This window comes from Enterococcus sp. S86.2, from assembly GCF_059834485.2.
Window position 1 is genome coordinate 1,994,285 of sequence record NZ_CM206813.1, and the last position, 17,829, is coordinate 2,012,113.

Consider the following 17,829-nt stretch of genomic DNA (forward strand, 5'->3'; position numbering starts at 1 on the left):
ATGAAAAATAAAACCTATTTAAAGGCTACATTTCGTGAAATAACAAAATCTAAAGGGCGTTTTATCGCCATTATTTTGATTATCTTTTTAGGTACGCTACTTTACGTGGGCATTAAAACGACACAACCAGTTTTAGATCACTCCGCTGACGTTTATTTAAAAGAACGCAAACTTTCGGATCTGCAAGTCGTCTCAACAGGCGGCATTACAAACGCTGATAAGGATGTCTTAGACGATATCACCGGACTTTCAATCGAGAGTGGCTATCAATTCTTTTATGCGGATGCAAAGAAAAATGAAGTCATCCAGGTCTTTTCTTACGATCAAGAAAATGACCAAAATCACTTAGAGCTCACAAGCGGCGCTCTGCCTAAAAAAGATAATGAAATTCTCTTAGATCACTTGGCAAAAAAAGAAGGTTATAAAATTGGCGATACATACACGATCAACGACCATGAGCAACTAAAAAGCACACAATTTAAAATCGTTGGTTTTGTGACCTCGCCTCTTTTTATCAGTGAAGTAGAACGGGGCTATGCCAATGTTGGCAATGGCAGTGTTTCTTATTTTGCCTATTTGCCAAAAAAACTTTTTAAAGCAGAAGTAGAAGCGGTCATGTATCTTAGCTTTGCCAATGTAAAAAAATACGAAACCTACAGTAATGCTTACAAAGAACAAATGGCAAAAAATACCGCGCTCATTGAAGACAAACTTTCTCAGCGTCCAAATGCACGCTTAAAAGAAATTCAAGCAGACGCAACAGAAAAACTTCGTCTCCAAAAAGAAAAAATTGCCACTGGTAAAAAAGAATTAGAAAACGCGCAAGAGCAACTACAACAAGCAAAAGATAAACTCGCCTTACAAGCAGCGCAAATCAGCTTGTTACCCGAACCACAAAAAACAGCCGCACAGCAAGAATTAACAACAGCACTAAAACAGCTAGCAACCAATGAAGCAACTTTGAAAAAAAATCAGTCAGAGTTAGCAACTGGAACAGCAGAAATAAAAAAAACAGAAGCTACAATCAAAAATATGAAGGAAATTGTTTATCGCTATAATGATCGCTTTGACAATGTTGGTTTCCAAGAATTTGGTAGCCTTTCTGACCGTATCGCCGCAATCGCAGACGTCTTCCCAGTCTTTTTCTTTTTCATTGCAGCCTTAATTACCTTTACCACCATGACGCGGATGGTCGAAGAAAATCGCCGTGAAATCGGGACATTAAAAGCACTAGGCTATACAAAGGCAGAAATAGCGAAAAAATATGTCATCTACTCCTTACTCGCTGCCAGTATTGGGCTAGTTTTAGGCGTTGTCAGCGGTACGAATTTCTTGCCCCGGATTATCTTTTATTTAATGAGCGACCGCTATTCCTTCAATAAAGCTTATGTCTTTTACGACTGGGACCCTATTTTAAAAGCGATTATCGCCTTTTTACTCGCTACTTTAGGTTCAGCTCTCATCGTTTTAACCAAAGAATTACGAGAAAAACCAGCTCAACTCTTACAGCCAAAAGCACCAAAGCCCGGCAAACGGATTTTTTTAGAATACATTACACCCCTTTGGTCACGTTTAAGCTTTAATCAAAAAGTTAGCTATCGCAATTTATTTCGCTATAAAGCCCGTATGCTAATGGCAATTATCGGCATTGCCGGTTGCACCGGCTTAATGCTAGCCGGCTTTGGTTTAAAAGACTCCTTGTCTTCAGTTGCTGCAAAACAATTTGGTCCAATCATTGCTTACCAAGGAATTGTCAGCCTAGAAGATGATTTACCCGCAGCAGATACTACAGCGATCACCAATGCACTAAAAAACGATGAACAAGTCACAAGTTTTATGGCTAGTCACAATGAGACCGTCGAAATACGCAAAAATAATCAGGCAACACAAAGTCTCACATTAATGGTGCCAACCGCAGCAAAAGAATTTGAAGATTATTTACACCTTCATAATAAAGACAATAAAGTAATTTCGCTGACAAATACTGGTGCTGTCATCACCAAAAAAATGGCAGAGTTTTATGACATCAAAAAAGGCGATACCCTTTACATTTACGATAGCAAGCAACAGAAACAGCAAATCAAAATCGCCGGCATCGTCCAAAACTATCTTGGTAGCTTTTTGTACATGACACGCCCTTACTATGAGAAAGTCAGCAACCAAAAATTTTCAGCCAATAGTTTATTGCTTAAAACCAACAAGATGACGACAAAAGAAGAAGATAATCTTGCCCAAGTATTATTAGATACTAAAAAAGTCGTCAACACGACTTTTATTTCCAAACAAATTGAAACGCAAAATCAGTCCATCTCCAATTTGAATGCAATCGTCTGGATTTTAGTGACACTTTCGGGATTACTGGCATTTGTCGTCTTGTATAATCTGACCAATATCAATATTTCCGAACGGGTACGAGAACTTTCCACCATTAAAGTATTAGGCTTTTTTGACAAGGAAGTAACTATGTATATCATCCGAGAGAATATCATCTTCACTATTTTGGGAATTATTGCAGGCTTTGGTGTCGGCAGGGTTTTAACCCACTTTATCTTAGATAAAGCCTCGATGGAAAATATGGTCTTTCCTTTGGTTATCAAACCCGCAGCCTATCTTTATTCTGGTGGTCTAACCATTATCTTTACCTTAATCGTCATGTTTGTAACTCACTTCAAACTAAAACATATCAATATGATTGATGCCTTGAAGTCAAATGAATAGAAAAAACTAACTTAAACCAAATTATTTTTTTAACTCAAAAACCCTTATTTTACAAACAGGAAGCTTGCTAAACGTAATATGCAAGCACCTGCTTTGCCAAAATAAGGGTTTTATTTTAAACACTATTTCAATTTTATGAATCATTGTTATTCATTCTTTACCATAGAGAGGTTTTTTAATTTCCAAATTATAAGCACTATCAAACAAATTATAATTCCCAAACTAACAATTTGATATGAGGCAACCTCATTTGTTTGCGGGTAACTACCTGAAGACACTTTAGAAACCAAAGCCCCTTCTTTTCCCTTAAAGGTCGCATCAACTTGATAAATTGCTTCTTCTGAAGAATCAGAAGTCCTCCCTAGCCAGCCATTTACTTCAATTTGATTATCCATAGGCTTTCTCCAGTATGGCTAGTTCCAATTAGTGACAGTAGTAAATTTGAGGGTCATGGTGTATTTTGGTTGTACTTGGGTAGTAGCAGTTGCAGTACCAGTATATCTGAATGTCGCCACATTCGAACTTGTATCTTTTTCGTCAGCCAACTTCATGCGTCCATCTTTATTTGCTAAATCAATCAGATGTGTAGCAGTTGTAAAATCAGTGGAAGTATCAGAGGTCGCAATGCTTGGTATAACTCCATCTCCCCCCTCGACTAGTAAATTTAAAGAATAGCTACTTGGTAATGGCAGGCTAATATTAGTAGCGTCATTTTCAAATTTTTCTAGTGATACTGACACGGGTCGTCCCGAATTATTTGTGATTTTGTAATCTGGTGACTTAATCACTGGGTCCGCAGCAGTATTATAAAAAATCGTTTTTGTCGGTACTGTCACGTTAATCCAGTTATCATCACCTTCAGGAATAGTGGCATTAGGATCTTTATTATCAGCTCCGAGTGTTCCATTTACTTCGATTTCAACTGAGTTTTGACCACTATAATTCTTCTGTAGGTCAGCTTCCGTCCCGTCCTGTGCAAACGCCGGCATTGCTGCTCCTAATACACAGCTACTTAACAGCAGTCCTGCAATCACTTTCTTTTTCATATACTCGTGCTCCTTTTTCATTTTTTATTAGTTCACCATTAAGGTTAATCCCGATGCGACTTGTCCTTGCTTTTCTTTTGTTTCTGGATCATATAAGCTAAATGTTGCGGTTGCTTTATGAACGCCTTTTGTCAATTTTTTTTCTAGTTTAGCTTGCTTAATCTCCTCTCCGGGCTTGATAGCGCCAGAAGTATAGATTAAGTCCTTACCATCATCCAAGCGTACTTCCACGTTAACAGGATAAGCATTCTTAGGCGGATTTTGAATAAACAACTCACTCATAGCAGTTTTTTCATTGACCGTAGCCTCAGATGCAATTACCATATTAAAATTACTAGCATCTACTGCAGCCTGAGCGTATTTCGCCATCTCTTCTTCTGAAATTTTCTGCGCATCCTTACCATCGGGAAGAAAATCACCACTGACAATAGAAACAGGGACTTCATCTTTGTGCGTAAAATAGCGATAGGTAATTATTCCACCAATAGCTACAAGCAATAAAAGTAAAAGCCATAAGATACGTTTCTTTGATTTATTTTCTTGTTTCGTTTCCATTTTTTATCTCCTCCTATTGCGCTGAAATCGTAAAGGTAAAGTTGTAGGCGACTTTTTTAACTTCTGAAACCGGGCCAGAATAATTTCCGGTGAGATAAACTTCCGCTTGATTCTTATCTGTCTCCCAGAATGGTTCTAGTAGTATGGCTTTGCTATCTTCAGAAATTGGCCCCTCAGTGAGTGGTCCCCAAACTAACGGATTATTTGTTTCATCTGTATAATTTGTCGCTAGGTTTAGCAATAATTTGTAAGTATCTATTTGCGCCAAAGATGTTGCTAGCTTAACGGTTGAATCTGACTCATCGGTGCGAGCAACTTTCGTCAAGTCTACTGCGATTGGAATGTTACTATTATTGATAAACTCATATTCCTCTGCATTTTCAGCTTTGCCAAATACTGTAGTAGGACTTTTGAATATCATATTTATAGGGATGTCTGTGTTGATTACTTTTGCAAGAGATAGTGGTTCAGAAGCAGTAGTCACCCATAAAGTAGTGGATGGGAATCCCGCAGTAATTTCCCCTGTGGCTCGTGCATATAGATAATAATCACCACCTGCTAGATTTTCAAAAATAGTCCTTGTATCTGTGTTTTCGGTAGTGAGAGTAACTGTTTTTCTTAGGTAGGAACTGTCAGTGGAATTAAATGCGTCTAATATTGCCTGTTGTACATCAGTAGAATTGATGTCACCATCTCCGTGAAGTGATTTTTTAGATAGCAGGTAATCAACGCTTGTTAATGTACGATCATTAGGGACAAAGCCGCCTATGTCAGCTTCAATTTGACTTTTATTTTCAGAAACCGACGCGTTCGGAGTTCCAGTAACGCCGGTAAGGGAGAGGTCTTGTTCATAAATCAAGCCTTGATTAGTTCCACTTGGATTTGAAGTCGTTATTCTCTCTGTGTGATTCAGTAAAAATGGTGATACAAGTGGGTTAACAATTCCATTATTAAGATAGTTAAGCTGGTAGTTTGTGGGTGTTTCAATTTGTGGTCTAGTTAAATTGATAGTTCCAGCCATGAAATTTTTATTTTCTATGGGGAAATCAAAAAGAATAAAGTTTGGCTCATTTGCCGTTATGTTAGTAGTTTGCATGTTAATGGGCCAATAAGCTGAAGAAAAGATGGTAGTAGTATTTTGACCAACATTTATATTTACGTCTCCACCATTAGAAATCTCATTATTACCCGTAGCGCCGGATTCTTTATTATTTGTTGGTTCAATTTTTTCAAAAGAAAAAGCAGCATTTGTTGCAATATCAATTGAGAAGTTACCACCAAAGAATAATCTTCGTTTACTTGATTTAATTGATACTACTGAATTTTCAAGTAATGAAATACTCATCGGATCATCCCAAAATAGTGCTGTACCTCCATTGGAATCATGAAAAATGGTAGTTTTACTGCCAGACTCAAACACTATATTTTGATAGCCTTCAGAAAATTCGCCACCATGTGTTTGACCATCACATATGAATGTATTCACTCCTTTAAAAATGATACTATTCCCACTTCCGCCAGCATAAAAAGGTTGCGCACCGTTTCGAACATTATAGTAAATATTTTCAATTTCAAAAGTATTGTTTCCGCTATTAAGCTGAACAAATCCGTAATAGGTATTATCAGGGTACTCGCTATTACCAATATTAATGTTTTTATAAGTCAATTTTATTTGACCCGAGGCCGTGATTTTAGAATTATTGGTGGTATCTCCTGTATACAAAATTGCATAGTGGTTGCCTGGGTCTGTTGCATCAAGACTCGGATCTTTCAGACCATTCACTACAGTATTTTTATTGTATGCTAGTGATTCACTGTTATATTTGAGGTCCGCTGTTAGCTGAATATAAAGTGCATCTGAACCTGAAGGTATCGCTTTTTTTACTGCTTCTTCTAACTCAGCAAATGTCGCAACTAAATAAGGATTTCCTTCACTTCCATCTGCCACAGCGTCAGTTGTCGCAGCAAAAGTTGTAACTTTTTTAGTTTTCTCTAAAGATGTATCAGGGGTGGTACTGTCTGATTTTGTTGTCGTCTCTGTTGTGGATTCAATTGTCGTTGTTGCATTTGTCCCATTTGTGTTTGAGAAATTTGTTTCCTTCAGAATATTGGCTGAATTAAAAGTACTTTCTTGACTGGCTGTACTCTCTAAAAGTTCTGAAGTTGCGTTGGTTGGCTCAGAAACAGCAACATTTACTGGACCATTCATGAATACAAATGTACTAATCAAAGAAGCCGACAACAGTACAATAAAAGTATTTTTCATAATTCACCAACTTCCCATTAAATTTTCTTGTTTTTTTTCAATAATTTTAAAGCCGATTACTTTTTATTAATTACACTTATTATTTTATCTAGATTCGCAAAAAAAATAAAATATTTTGAATAAAGCGCTTTTATATTTTAGCACGATTTCTGAAAAATATTCACAAAACAAAAATTTACCTTCCCTTAAGTTTTAATATAAAATAAAATTTATGAAAAAAACTTTATTCACAAATTTTTTGATGATTCAAAAAATAGTCAGTCAACTATCAAGGAAAAATTTCTTAAATTTAACGCAAAATAAATTTCGTTTTATAATCAGTGATAAGTATTTTTAAAATCGTTATTTAAAGATAAAAATAATAAAATGATTAGTTTGATAGGAAACTCTCCCACTAGCTTATTGTTGCTACGTCTTACGCTAAAATTGCGGTTTAGCTTCAAAAAAGCTATTATGCAGATGTAATATAACCTTCCCTGTTGGACAAAAAATTAAATCTATTCACACAAAAAAAGCAGTGCAAGAAATCTTGCACTGCCTGTATCGTTTTTTCTATTCAGAGGAAAAGTTAATTAAGCCCTTTGATAGCTTCAAAAGCTGAGCTATCGCCAGAAACAATTTCAAATTCTTTTCCGATAGTTACGTCATTTTCCAGTGTTGCCAGAATCACGGTTGCCACGTCTTCTCTTGGAATCGTATTTTTTTCAAGTTCTCCTGTTAGATTGTCTGCTAATTTAATTTTGCCTGTTCCAACTTCATTGGTTAAAGAACCTGGATGAATAATCGTCCAGTCTAGATTGGTACGATGTTTCAACCATTCATCGGCATAATTTTTGGCAATTGTGTAAACGGTCAAAGAAGAGTTTTCCTTAATTTCTCGGCTAATTTCTTTGCGCCCCGTTTTAAAGGTACTAACCATGACAAATCGTTTAACGCCAGCAATTTCAGCTGCTGTCATAATTTTTATTGCGCCGTCCAAATCGATCATAATCGTTTTATCTAAGCCCTTGCCACCTGCTCCAGCACTGAAAACAACAGCATCCACATCTTTCATGGCAGCTGCAAACTCTTCGATAGAATTATTGACGATATCCAATAGTACTGTTTCAATTTTCCGTTCCCTAAAAAATGGAATTTGTTCTTCATTGCGAATGACTGCTTTTTCTTGTAGAAAAGGATGTTCTTTGATCTGATTGGCAAAATGTCTTGCCACTTTCCCATTTGCACCTACTACTAAAATTTTCATCTTACTTCCTTCTTTCTTGCGTTTACAAACAGTTTGATAACAGCTTTAGCTAGAATTCAAAAATTACTGTTACCTCTTTCTACCTTCTTTTTTATTATAGCAATTTAACCTATAAATTCCTTTTCATTAGACTTTAAGCAAATTAAACGAAAGATTTTTACTAGAAAGATACGATTTTATTCGCACTTCCAGATAAAAACACAGCTTAGCCAAAGCGTTTACGAAACTGAAATGGCGTCAGCGTATATTTCGCTTTAAAACGCGTTATAAAGTAACTAACATTGTTAAAGCCTGTTGCAAAACAAATTTCGACTACATCCTGTTGGGTCTCTAACAGCATTTTTTCGCCTGATTTAGGCGATAGTCGATTACGTAATTGATTGGTGAAAGATGGGTATAGTTGTTAAACAAGTTGGTACACTTTTTCTTACTTATTGGAATTGTCTGTGCAATAGCTTGCACTGTAATTGGTTCTTGAAAATTTTTATGAACATAATCCAGTAATTGATAAATAATCGTCTCTTCCTCCTGATTCGTCAGATACTGATTTTTATCGATATTATTTAAACTACTAATTAACAACTCATAGACATCCAGATAATTAATATCATTTACATTCTTTTTAAGGCTATTCAGAATTTCTAAATTTCGCGTAGTTATAGCTAAGAATCGATAGGAAAAAGAAGATTTCTTGCTATATTCCGCAATACTTTTCTGGTAAATTTCTTTATTGATAAAATATGGAGAAAAATCAATGCAGCTATATTCTACTTTTGATGTAGCTGGGATTGCCCCATGTATTTTAGAAGTATTAATGAGAATGCCTTCGTTTTGGTGAAGTAAAAATTCTTTTCCATCGACGCTATACAGCAATGTTCCTGAATAGACCCAAACCAATTGAAATTCCTCATGCCAGTGTAAAGTTATCGCATCGTGTCTTTCCTTTATCAAGGTCCGCTGATAAATGGCAAGTGGAAGATTTTTGGTTACATGCTGTGTCGCTTATTTTTTATTATCATCAACTTGAAAATACATACTAGCTCCTTTATACCCAATACTGTTATTATCGTCCTCAAAACTGTTAGAAAACAAAGTAAATAAACATTATACTGATATACTAACAGATATTAAAAAAGGAGTGACGGACCATTTTAAAAAATCAAAAAACGATTGGGATTCTTTATGCCAGTATTGCGGCCGCATTATGGGCTATCTCAGGAATATCTGGTCAAATTCTATTTAACCAGTTTCATTTTTCCGCAACTTGGCTTGTCTCAACACGAATGTTACTTGCAGGTTTTCTTTTACTTATGATCGCCCGGATTAAAAATAAAGATGCACTGACTTGGCCTTTTAAACATCGGACTGATTTTATTTCAATACTCTCATTTTCACTTTTAGGAATGTATCTGGTGCAATTCACTTATTTCAAAACTATCGAGCTCAGTAGCGCTTCTTTTGCGACAATTGTTCAATATATCGGTCCGGTTTTCGTCATTTTCTATACAGCATTGCAGACGAAAATGCTACCGGCGAAAAAAACAATTTATCTCATCTTACTTGCTTTGTTGGGCGTCACACTAATTGCCGCCAAAGGAAAGCTAGCAAATTTAATCGCCTCACCAGCGGCCTTCCTTTGGGGAATTGGCTCGGCTATTTCATTAGCCTTTTATTCCATTCAACCGCGCCGGCTACTTGCAGAACACGGAAGCATCGCAGTTGTTGGTTGGGGAATGCTTTTAGGCGGTATCGCCGCCAACATCATCCACCCGATTTGGAACGTTGACGGAATGGTCACGTTGGCTTCTGTCCTTCAAATTTTTATTGTCATTATTTTTGGTACTGCCTGTTCATTTTTAATCTATCTATCCAGTTTGCGCTACATCTCTTCAGCTTTAGCAAGTGTTTTGACCGCTTTTGAACCTATACTTGCCACAGTCTTCTCAATTTTTATCTTTCAGCTACGATTTTCTTTACCTGAATTTATTGGATTTCTACTTGTGTTAGGCGCGATTTTATTTTTACAAAAAACACTATAATTTTTTTATAACTAAAAGAACCTTTCAATCACTAGTCAAACGTATTCAATCTCGTATTCAATTCAAAACACAAAAAAGCTGAACCCTTATCTATCAAGGGTTCAGCTAGTATTTAAAGCTTATTCTTCTTCTTCGGACATGAAGTTAAGTTCATTGATGATAATTGAAGATAGTTGATATTTCAATGATTTTTGAATAGAGCTAATCACTTTATTGATGATAAATCACCTTGATTGGTTTTCTAATCGTATTCAAAAACGTATTCAAGTTGCGTGGCGTGTTTTTAACAGGAAATAAAAGTCTATTGCATGTATCAAAATACTATGCAGACTATAAAATAAACGAACCATAAAATTTATTCCTATACAAAAATCAAATTTTATACTTTTCTTTTTCAATATATTTATCAACTTCGTCCATCACATATTCTAGTAACGTAAAAGTATCTTGAGCAATTCGTTGAATATCCCTCTCTGAAAAATCTTTTGCTGAATCAATGAAGGATTCACTTCCATGAGCTAGACTATTTCGCTTGTCTTTTACGGTTCTCATAGAACTTGCGTGCGGATTAGTCTTATCCGAATTAACAATCATTCCGTGTTCTGACATCGCTTTTTTTATAACACGCCAATCTGCATTTCCAGACAATTTGAATTGTTCAAAATCAAGAAAAATATCCTTTTCAGATATAATTTCATCAATCAGCACTTGTGAGACTGTTTTCAATTTATCCACGCTTGATACATTATCTTTAAAATGATAATTAAACCAAATTCTTTTTATCTCATCTCTAGCGTCCAAATATCGAATATTATGTTTGTTTATCTCGTCATACATATAGATTACTGAGTTTTTAATCGTAGACTCAACAAGATTGTATATCATTATGAATGAATTAGATTTCAAAATAACTAAAAAATCTTCAAAAATGTAGTTTTGTCGTTTTTTGATATTCTCTGCTAAAAAAAAAGTGTATGGACTAGTCTGATTATCGTTCATTTCATACAAAGTAGTTAAGGAATGGATAAAAAATTTTAGTTCTTTTTTTTTCTCAAAATACAGGTTTCTATCTTGCACCATAATTGCCCCTTAGCAAAGCATCTCTTATAAATTCTATACGTGCTCTTACTCTAGATTTGCTATTGCTCCCATCACTTGTCACAAGCTGATTAAATTCATCTGAGGAAAGAATGTCTTCAATTAATTCTTTAGATGGTGATAAATTAGGGTTTTTTCGTAAAGCCAAAGCTGTTCCAACCGCAAGAGATTCAAATCTCACGCGTGGAGTATCCTTTCTATTATTTCCCATAACTTTAGAAAATCCATTAGGGTAGTACTTTTTAGCAAATTTCATTACACGCTTAAATTCGTCCTCAAACGCTTTTGATGTTTTTTTATCAAAGTTATTGCCTGTTTCAACAATGTATTCATTGATAAACGTAGTTACACTGTGCACGAAATTTTGGTAGTTATTCAAATATGCAAAAAATCTGGAAACTAATTCTGTATCTTCACGCCTTTTCAATTTGTTATCAGATAAATAAACTACATCAGAAAATTCTTTACTTTGTGCTAGCTTATTGATTAACTGCATTAAAGCGTTAGTTTTATACGCTCCTCTTCTAACCTCAGCATTCTTCGCAGAATATGCTGAAGTATTCAACCTATCAAATAAATCTGTTCTTGTTTCTAATTCTGTATCTTTTCTTAATACTATTACACGTAATGATTTAGACTTTAATCTTCTTTGTTCTGATATAGGTAAATCACTAAATTTAAACCCATTCAAGGATCTTAATTTTGTCAGTTTTTTTAGGATAATAGTATCGTCTAAAAAATCTGAAAGAGTAGATATCCTCTGCACTCCATCTACAATTTCCAGTCTACCCTCAGCGGTATCAGCTAAGAAAAGCAATGGAATCGGATAACCCAATATCAAAGATTCTATAAACCTCGCTTTATATTCTTCTGGCCAGACAAATTCCCTTTGATAGTCAGGAATATAATAATCTTCATTTAAGAATTGCTCTACTATAAAGGAAATTGGAAAATCTCTTGTATCGTAATCAATCCGTTTCTGTAGTTTGTTTATTTCTTTTAAAGCGGCCTCTCTCCTTATTTCATCAAGTGCCAAAATAATTCCTCCTTTATAAACACGCAAGACTTTTTTGAATTGACACTCCAATTGCTTTTGCCAAATTTACCGGAACGGCATTCCCGATGAATACACCTAAATCCTTTATATTGATAGATTTTTTCTCATCGAAAAATTTATACTCTCTTGGGAAGGTTTGAAGTAAAGCCCCTTCTCGCAAACTGATTGCCCTATTTTGAACAGGATGACCAAAGCGACCGTTTCCATAACCATAAAATTTAGTCGTGATAGTAGGAGCTGGTTTATCCCATTCCATTCTCCCATACACAGACGTATAGGATTTTCCACTACTTTTTTTGTGGCAATTTAGTACTAGGTCTTCATCCCAATCTTTCCATGTTCCTCCCGGTTTTGACTGCTTAATTCTTTTTAGATTTACTTCTGATAATTTTACAGCCCTATGCATAGAATCCAGTCTAGAAACATCTCCAGAATCAATTTTGGGAAGACCTTCAATAAATTTTCTGACTGTTGGCATATTATCTCTATCATGAGTAGGAGGAATTAATTTAATTTCGCCTAAAGTTGAAGCTAATAATACCAATCTTTTTCTGCTTTGCGGAACACCATAATCAGTTGCATTCACAATATACCAATTTGTTTTGTATTTTAAACTCTTTAATAACTGAAGAAATTCTTCAAAAATAGGCTCTTTAGACATCTGTGGAACATTTTCCATTGTAACAATTTCTGGCTTAATATCTTTAACTAACCGTCCATAGTGAGACAACAAATCTAACTTATTTTCTGAAGCATCTATACCCTTATACCTGTAACTATAACTAGAGAATGGTTGGCAAGGTGCGCATCCTGCAAGCATTTTTATATCAGTATTTTTGGGATACAGACTCATTACCTCATCAGAATTTACTTTCTTAATATCAGCATGGATAAATTTTGCTCCATTGTTACTTTCATAAGGATACTTACATTTTTCTTCAACATCAATTCCTGCAATAACATTTATGCCTGAATCAAGCAATCCACGAGTTAGCCCACCAACACCACAAAATAAATCTACAGTAGAAATCTTCAAACAATCACCCCCCTATTTATCATTTTCTGATAAAGACTTATTTTTCATAAAATCATCACATCTCAATTTTTTTATTTTTCAGAGTCATTATATCAATAATAGCTAAAGAACAATAGATAGACGATTTAAAAATATAATTCAAAAATTTTATATGTGTTAAACGTTATCTAAAAACTAAAATACACTTGTAATACTTGAGTATACCCTAACGTTACACACCCTATTTACTATCATACCAGTATTCATTCGTGATACATAAGAGTGTAACATTAAGAATTCTATTCAAAAGACTACAAGTAGTCACCTTTAATTGCGAGTAATTTTCTTTATCCAATCCTTGTGCAACCTTGTCGTTACCCCTTGTATATCCCCCCGTACCCCGGATGTTTCGGAATATCAAAAATATGCTCAAATTCCTGATCTTCATCAGTCTCCCACTCATGATTCAACGGTTCATGCCACTCTATAAACCTTGACCATAAAATGTTTTTTCTATAAAACTCAATAGGAATTTCAAAACAGTAAAAATTGTATTTGCTAAAATCTGTAAAATTATCTTTACGAGCATACTTTAAATGGCAGGTATCTCGCCACAACCAAATTAAGTCTCGATCCAATGGTAACTGAATTCGTTTCGTATACTCTTCTTCAAGCCAATGAAGTGCACCAACTGCATTCGGATTATCAAAAAAGACAGATAATTCAGTATAGCATTTCTTTGGATAAATAAATCCTTCTGAATCAACAGATTGTAAAAAATCTACTGGTTGAACCGTGTACACTTTCATTTATTCACCACCTTTTTTTGACTACTTATAGTCATTTACCAATTTGAAATTGGCATACTTTTTCATTCAATTGAACTCAACTTTAATTGTACATGGGTTTTCTTCACTAACGGATAATATCAGGATATACTAATACTATCCTGAACAGCGAAATGAGGTAGCCAAAATGAGCAAAGTCGATGAATATATCAAAAAGAAATCCAAAAAAAGTAAAAGAATGGCAAAAAACATTTGAGTTAGAGTATAAGAAACTCTCAGATAACCTCAAAAAGGACACTTATAATCCAAATGAATCAAGTAAAGCAGATAACCAATAAAGATTACTCTCCCATGTTTAACATTGCTTCACGAATCAGTAATCGTTGACTACAAGTAGTCATTGAAGCAAATCTTCATAAGATACCTGTAGAATATCCCTAACAGCCCTCAATTGATCCAGCTTAATATGTTGCCGACCACCTTCAATCTTAACCAATGTTTCTCTTGTCATAGCGATTTTACTGAGCTGTAGTTCTCGCACCAGTTCAGTCTGTCCCATTCCCTTTTCTAATCGGATTCGTCTGATATTGCTACCGATTACATCTTATTTATCAATTAATCAATTAACTTTTCTTCCTTCAAGAATAGCACACCTTTTGGACTAAAATTAGTCCTTTTTCTTATAATCGTCTAACTAAATAAACCAAAGAAAAACCATAGAGAAGCTAGTAGAACTTCTAAATTTCTAACAGAACGTATTCAATTCAAAACACAAAAAAGCTGAACCCTTATCTACCAAGGGTTCAGCTAGCATTTAAAGCTTATTCTTCTTCTTCAGCCATGAAAGTATTGAAGACTTCTTCAATCATATCCCATTCAGCTTCAGTTTCGATTTGTTCCAATTCGCCTTCTGTGCCATCTTCATTTTCGATGTAGGCATAAGCTTGTAATTCAACGTCATCGTCTTCTGATGCACCTGCTGGGTACAATAAAACGTAATTGCGTTTGAATTCTTCTTGTCCATCAATTGTTAATAAAATTTCGTAAAGCGTTTCGTTACCTTGATCGTCTACTAACGTAATGTGTTCGTGTCCTTCGTGATCATGGTTGTGGTCGTGGTTATGTTCAGTCATCTGCTTTCCTCTTTCCTATAAAGGCGACTTTGTGTCGCTGCGATCTAAATAATTTTGCAAAATCATCACGGCGGCTAACTTATCGATAACCTTTTTCCGTTTTGCCCGTGATGTATTGGCTTGTTCTACAAGCATCCGCTCAGCTTGAACGGTGGTTAGGCGTTCATCTTGATAAAAAACTGGCAAGTGAAATAACTCTTCTAATTTTTTACCATAAGCTTGTGATGCTTCGGCTCGCGGACCAATCGTATTGTTCATGTTTTTTGGTAAGCCCACAACAAATTGCGTTACTTCGTATTGGGATACCAACTCTTTGATGCGATCAAATCCAAATTCACCATTGGCTTCATCGATGCGGATAATTTCTACCCCTTGTGCAGTCCAACCAAGTAAATCACTGACTGCAACACCAACAGTTTTTGAACCGACATCTAATCCCATTATCCGCATTACAGGCTAATCCCATGATTGCCAAGGTAATAACGAATTAAGACCTCTAAAATCTCGTCTCTTTCATGACGGCGGATTAAATTACGGGCATCACGATAACGAGGTATATAGGCCGGGTCGCCGGAAAGTAAATAACCTACGATTTGGTTGATTGGGTTGTAGCCCTTTTCTTCCAAAGCGCGATAAACAATGGCCAACGTTTCACTTACTTCTTTTTTGCGACTATCGTCAAAATCAAAACGTACTGTTTCATCTGTAAAACCCACAGTTAACACCTCTTTCTTCTAACTATTGCTACATTTCATTTTACTAAAACTTGTCTGAAACTACAAACAAAGCGTCTACATTTCCTACTCTAACAAAGGAATATGTTTTTTTTATGAAATCTGTTTCTTATTTTAACATTTTTTTCGCTAAAAAAGTGGTTAAAATGAGCGATACACGTATTGATTTTTAGGGGCTGTGATTGTACTTGTTTTCATCGTCTGTACCACTGGTAATTCCCGTTTTAAAGGTTGATAAAAATTACTCTGAATAACCCCTTCGATATGCACCCATTGGTCGTTTTTAAAAGACGATCCCGCTGGTAAATGAATACGTAGACCAAAAACCCCTGAATCGGCAACGCAGTGAATAATCCCAAAACGAAAAACAAAATCGTCTTCTTTTTGATCTTGTTTGGCATGATAAATAAAACCGTCAAAACTAATTTTGCGCCCAATAAACTCACTTGGGTAATTATAAATCAGTTCCATTATTTCTAGGTAGTTTTCTTCTGTAACGGCTAATATACCAGATTTATCATACTTTTTCATTAATTTATCCATTTGTTTTTGGTATTCAGTTTTATTGTAATACATGCTTGTATTAGGCTGTAGATATTGGGTCTGCATTTGTGGATCTCCCACAGACTCTTTACTAATCGGAAATTGGAATCCTTTAGCCTGAACAATCGTGGTATCTAAACTGACCACTGGAAAAAAAGTCCCGACAATCACCGGTAGTGCTAATAAAATATAGGCGATTACGCGTTGGTGTCTTTTTTTCAGACCGTGCTCGTGTTCTATCCCCTCTTCATGACTATGTTCTACGGAGTCTTCTTTTTTACCGTCAGCTTTCACCCACAAAACCAATTGCACCATCGCCAAGACAAAAGACAAAATCATGGACAAAATAGCCAAATAACTGTAGTGAACATTAATAAACTGATTGAGTTTACCAGAAACTTGTAAATACATCATCAACTCAAAATAACCAGCTAAAATTAAAAAGCGAATCATAAGGACACCACCAATGCATAGCCTGTTACACAGACAACAATAATTGCGACTAAACTCGCGATAAAGCGACCGCTAAAATAGCGTTTCATCATTAAAAGATTTTTAATATCCACCATCGGACCAAAGACCAAAAAGCCGACAACTGGCCCTGTACCAAACAAGCTTAATAAAGAAGAACCAATAAAAGCATCCGCTTCTGAACAAAGAGACATCGCTAAAGCTAAAAACAGCATCACAACGACTGCTAAAATTTTATTTGAACCTAAGGTCAACATAACCCCAGTTGGTAAATACGTTTGCATCGCAGCGGCAATTAGACCACCAATCATTAAGTAACGGCCAGTATCAAAAAATTCATCTACGCTATGTTCTAATACATGACCTACCTGCTGGGTAAATGTTTTCTTCGTTTGATTATGAGCACTTTTTTCATGATGATGGCTATGACTGACATTTGCCACAGCTTGTTGCAAGTTTGCGTCTTTAATAATGCTTTGTTGGTTAAAATAAGCCAACCAAACGCCAATCACCATAGCAACAATTAAACTGCCGATCACGCGTAAAAATGCATACCGCATCGAATTTCCAAAGGCAATAAAAGTAGAAAAAATGACAATTGGATTAATAATCGGTGCTGTTAGCATAAAAGCAAAGGCTGTATGATTGGGCACTCCTTTTTTAACAAACTGATTGACTATCGGCACAATCCCGCATTCACAAGAAGGAAAGAAAAAGCCCAAACCACACCCTACTGCAATTGCGGCCAATTTATTTTGTGGCAATAGGCGCTGTACCCTTTCAGGTGTTAAAAAAACGTAAAGTGCACCGGAAATAATACAGCCTAATAAAACAAAAGGTAAAGCTTCAATCACAATTGATAAAAAAATCATACTCATTTGTAAGATTGAATCAGGTAAATGACTAAACATTAAAAGACTCCTTTAGCTATTTCAATATGTAAATTTGTTGTTTCAGCAAAAAGAAAAACCCTTCATATAGGGGTCAATGCAGAAAATAATTTTTTTAGCTTGTTTTTTCGTCGCTTTAATATACGCTTTTTCGTAAAATCTCACAAGTCTGTCGCAAAAAAATTAAGCTTTCATTTACCTTTTCAAATGAAAAACAGCTGATTTGACTT

General features: G+C 35.4%; 20 protein-coding genes. 3 read left to right on the top strand and 17 right to left on the bottom strand.

Annotated elements, in window-relative coordinates; translation table 11 throughout:
- On the top strand, positions 1 to 2,718 hold the full coding sequence (locus AC6R0T_RS09405; protein WP_303754638.1) for an FtsX-like permease family protein: 2,718 nt from the start codon (positions 1 to 3) through the stop codon (positions 2,716 to 2,718).
- 146 nt (positions 2,719 to 2,864) lie between these two features.
- Here the strand turns inward: AC6R0T_RS09405 and AC6R0T_RS09410 are convergent, their stop codons facing one another.
- From AC6R0T_RS09410 to AC6R0T_RS09440, 7 genes are all read right to left on the bottom strand, one after another.
- Entirely contained in the window at positions 2,865 to 3,113 is a 249-nt protein-coding gene (locus AC6R0T_RS09410; protein WP_303754637.1) for a hypothetical protein, read from the bottom strand.
- Between the two features lie 18 nt (positions 3,114 to 3,131).
- Positions 3,132 to 3,764 carry a hypothetical protein gene (locus tag AC6R0T_RS09415; RefSeq protein WP_303754636.1) on the bottom strand — a complete coding sequence of 211 codons (633 nt, stop codon included), beginning with the start codon at positions 3,762 to 3,764 and terminating at the stop codon, positions 3,132 to 3,134.
- Positions 3,765 to 3,791: 27 nt separating this feature from the next.
- A complete protein-coding gene (locus tag AC6R0T_RS09420; protein WP_303754635.1) occupies positions 3,792 to 4,319 on the bottom strand; it encodes a hypothetical protein in 528 nt (175 codons plus the stop codon).
- A gap of 13 nt (positions 4,320 to 4,332) precedes the next feature.
- A complete protein-coding gene (locus AC6R0T_RS09425; RefSeq protein ID WP_526159288.1) occupies positions 4,333 to 6,528 on the bottom strand; it encodes a hypothetical protein in 2,196 nt (731 codons plus the stop codon).
- Between the two features lie 625 nt (positions 6,529 to 7,153).
- The gene (locus tag AC6R0T_RS09430; RefSeq protein ID WP_303754633.1) at positions 7,154 to 7,831 is read right to left on the bottom strand and encodes an SDR family oxidoreductase; all 678 of its coding nucleotides are present in this window, start codon (positions 7,829 to 7,831) and stop codon (positions 7,154 to 7,156) included.
- A 205-nt stretch (positions 7,832 to 8,036) separates the two neighbouring features.
- On the bottom strand, positions 8,037 to 8,171 hold the full coding sequence (locus AC6R0T_RS09435) for a helix-turn-helix domain-containing protein (RefSeq protein ID WP_369598793.1): 135 nt from the start codon (positions 8,169 to 8,171) through the stop codon (positions 8,037 to 8,039).
- Positions 8,162 to 8,782, bottom strand: coding sequence for an AraC family ligand binding domain-containing protein (locus AC6R0T_RS09440; RefSeq protein WP_303754632.1), 621 nt, complete (start codon positions 8,780 to 8,782; stop codon positions 8,162 to 8,164). Before AC6R0T_RS09440 ends, AC6R0T_RS09435 begins: the two co-directional genes overlap by 10 nt.
- Positions 8,783 to 8,979: 197 nt before the next feature.
- On the opposite strand from AC6R0T_RS09440, the gene AC6R0T_RS09445 reads away from it, so the two are divergent.
- Positions 8,980 to 9,870, top strand: coding sequence for a DMT family transporter (locus AC6R0T_RS09445; RefSeq protein ID WP_303754762.1), 891 nt, complete (start codon positions 8,980 to 8,982; stop codon positions 9,868 to 9,870).
- A 372-nt stretch (positions 9,871 to 10,242) separates the two neighbouring features.
- Here AC6R0T_RS09445 and AC6R0T_RS09450 read toward each other — a convergent pair whose 3' ends face one another.
- The 4 genes from AC6R0T_RS09450 to AC6R0T_RS09465 form a co-directional block, all read right to left on the bottom strand.
- Positions 10,243 to 10,947 (bottom strand): MAE_28990/MAE_18760 family HEPN-like nuclease, encoded by a 705-nt coding sequence (locus AC6R0T_RS09450; protein ID WP_303754631.1) that lies wholly within the window; start codon positions 10,945 to 10,947, stop codon positions 10,243 to 10,245.
- Positions 10,937 to 12,004, bottom strand: a complete 1,068-nt coding sequence (locus tag AC6R0T_RS09455; RefSeq protein WP_303754630.1) for a DUF262 domain-containing protein — start codon at positions 12,002 to 12,004, stop codon at positions 10,937 to 10,939. The genes AC6R0T_RS09450 and AC6R0T_RS09455 overlap by 11 nt, the downstream gene beginning before the upstream one ends.
- Before the next feature lie 13 nt (positions 12,005 to 12,017).
- The gene (locus AC6R0T_RS09460; protein WP_303754629.1) at positions 12,018 to 13,061 is read right to left on the bottom strand and encodes a DNA cytosine methyltransferase; all 1,044 of its coding nucleotides are present in this window, start codon (positions 13,059 to 13,061) and stop codon (positions 12,018 to 12,020) included.
- A 353-nt stretch (positions 13,062 to 13,414) separates the two neighbouring features.
- Positions 13,415 to 13,849, bottom strand: a complete 435-nt coding sequence (locus AC6R0T_RS09465; RefSeq protein WP_303754628.1) for a DUF3841 domain-containing protein — start codon at positions 13,847 to 13,849, stop codon at positions 13,415 to 13,417.
- A 179-nt stretch (positions 13,850 to 14,028) separates the two neighbouring features.
- Between AC6R0T_RS09465 and AC6R0T_RS09470 the strand changes: the two genes are divergently transcribed.
- Complete coding sequence (locus AC6R0T_RS09470; protein ID WP_303754627.1) at positions 14,029 to 14,166, top strand: hypothetical protein; 138 nt, start codon at positions 14,029 to 14,031, stop codon at positions 14,164 to 14,166.
- A gap of 59 nt (positions 14,167 to 14,225) precedes the next feature.
- Here the strand turns inward: AC6R0T_RS09470 and AC6R0T_RS09475 are convergent, their stop codons facing one another.
- The 6 genes from AC6R0T_RS09475 to AC6R0T_RS09500 form a co-directional block, all read right to left on the bottom strand.
- Positions 14,226 to 14,426, bottom strand: a complete 201-nt coding sequence (locus AC6R0T_RS09475; protein WP_500559754.1) for a helix-turn-helix transcriptional regulator — start codon at positions 14,424 to 14,426, stop codon at positions 14,226 to 14,228.
- A gap of 223 nt (positions 14,427 to 14,649) precedes the next feature.
- Positions 14,650 to 14,961, bottom strand: coding sequence for a DUF1292 domain-containing protein (locus AC6R0T_RS09480; protein WP_016171405.1), 312 nt, complete (start codon positions 14,959 to 14,961; stop codon positions 14,650 to 14,652).
- 15 nt (positions 14,962 to 14,976) lie between these two features.
- On the bottom strand, positions 14,977 to 15,411 hold the full coding sequence (gene ruvX, locus AC6R0T_RS09485) for a Holliday junction resolvase RuvX (RefSeq protein WP_303754626.1): 435 nt from the start codon (positions 15,409 to 15,411) through the stop codon (positions 14,977 to 14,979).
- Positions 15,411 to 15,677 (bottom strand): IreB family regulatory phosphoprotein, encoded by a 267-nt coding sequence (locus AC6R0T_RS09490; RefSeq protein ID WP_016171403.1) that lies wholly within the window; start codon positions 15,675 to 15,677, stop codon positions 15,411 to 15,413. The genes ruvX and AC6R0T_RS09490 overlap by 1 nt, the downstream gene beginning before the upstream one ends.
- A gap of 159 nt (positions 15,678 to 15,836) precedes the next feature.
- A complete protein-coding gene (locus AC6R0T_RS09495) occupies positions 15,837 to 16,691 on the bottom strand; it encodes a TIGR03943 family putative permease subunit (RefSeq protein ID WP_303754625.1) in 855 nt (284 codons plus the stop codon).
- The gene (locus AC6R0T_RS09500) at positions 16,688 to 17,620 is read right to left on the bottom strand and encodes a permease (RefSeq protein WP_303754624.1); all 933 of its coding nucleotides are present in this window, start codon (positions 17,618 to 17,620) and stop codon (positions 16,688 to 16,690) included. Before AC6R0T_RS09500 ends, AC6R0T_RS09495 begins: the two co-directional genes overlap by 4 nt.
- Between the last annotated feature and the right edge of the window lie 209 nt (positions 17,621 to 17,829).

What these genes read in the sequence shown, in the direction of transcription:
- AC6R0T_RS09405 (WP_303754638.1), top strand. Translation starts at nt 1, where the DNA reads ATGAAAAATAAAACCTATTTAAAGGCTACATTTCGTGAAATAACAAAA.
- AC6R0T_RS09410 (WP_303754637.1), bottom strand. Translation starts at nt 3,113, where the DNA reads ATGGATAATCAAATTGAAGTAAATGGCTGGCTAGGGAGGACTTCTGAT.
- AC6R0T_RS09415 (WP_303754636.1), bottom strand. Translation starts at nt 3,764, where the DNA reads ATGAAAAAGAAAGTGATTGCAGGACTGCTGTTAAGTAGCTGTGTATTA.
- AC6R0T_RS09420 (WP_303754635.1), bottom strand. Translation starts at nt 4,319, where the DNA reads ATGGAAACGAAACAAGAAAATAAATCAAAGAAACGTATCTTATGGCTT.
- AC6R0T_RS09425 (WP_526159288.1), bottom strand. Translation starts at nt 6,528, where the DNA reads ATGAATGGTCCAGTAAATGTTGCTGTTTCTGAGCCAACCAACGCAACT.
- AC6R0T_RS09430 (WP_303754633.1), bottom strand. Translation starts at nt 7,831, where the DNA reads ATGAAAATTTTAGTAGTAGGTGCAAATGGGAAAGTGGCAAGACATTTT.
- AC6R0T_RS09435 (WP_369598793.1), bottom strand. Translation starts at nt 8,171, where the DNA reads ATGCTGTTAGAGACCCAACAGGATGTAGTCGAAATTTGTTTTGCAACA.
- AC6R0T_RS09465 (WP_303754628.1), bottom strand. Translation starts at nt 13,849, where the DNA reads ATGAAAGTGTACACGGTTCAACCAGTAGATTTTTTACAATCTGTTGAT.
- AC6R0T_RS09470 (WP_303754627.1), top strand. Translation starts at nt 14,029, where the DNA reads ATGAATATATCAAAAAGAAATCCAAAAAAAGTAAAAGAATGGCAAAAA.
- AC6R0T_RS09480 (WP_016171405.1), bottom strand. Translation starts at nt 14,961, where the DNA reads ATGACTGAACATAACCACGACCACAACCATGATCACGAAGGACACGAA.
- ruvX (WP_303754626.1), bottom strand. Translation starts at nt 15,411, where the DNA reads ATGCGGATAATGGGATTAGATGTCGGTTCAAAAACTGTTGGTGTTGCA.
- AC6R0T_RS09495 (WP_303754625.1), bottom strand. Translation starts at nt 16,691, where the DNA reads ATGATTCGCTTTTTAATTTTAGCTGGTTATTTTGAGTTGATGATGTAT.
- AC6R0T_RS09500 (WP_303754624.1), bottom strand. Translation starts at nt 17,620, where the DNA reads ATGTTTAGTCATTTACCTGATTCAATCTTACAAATGAGTATGATTTTT.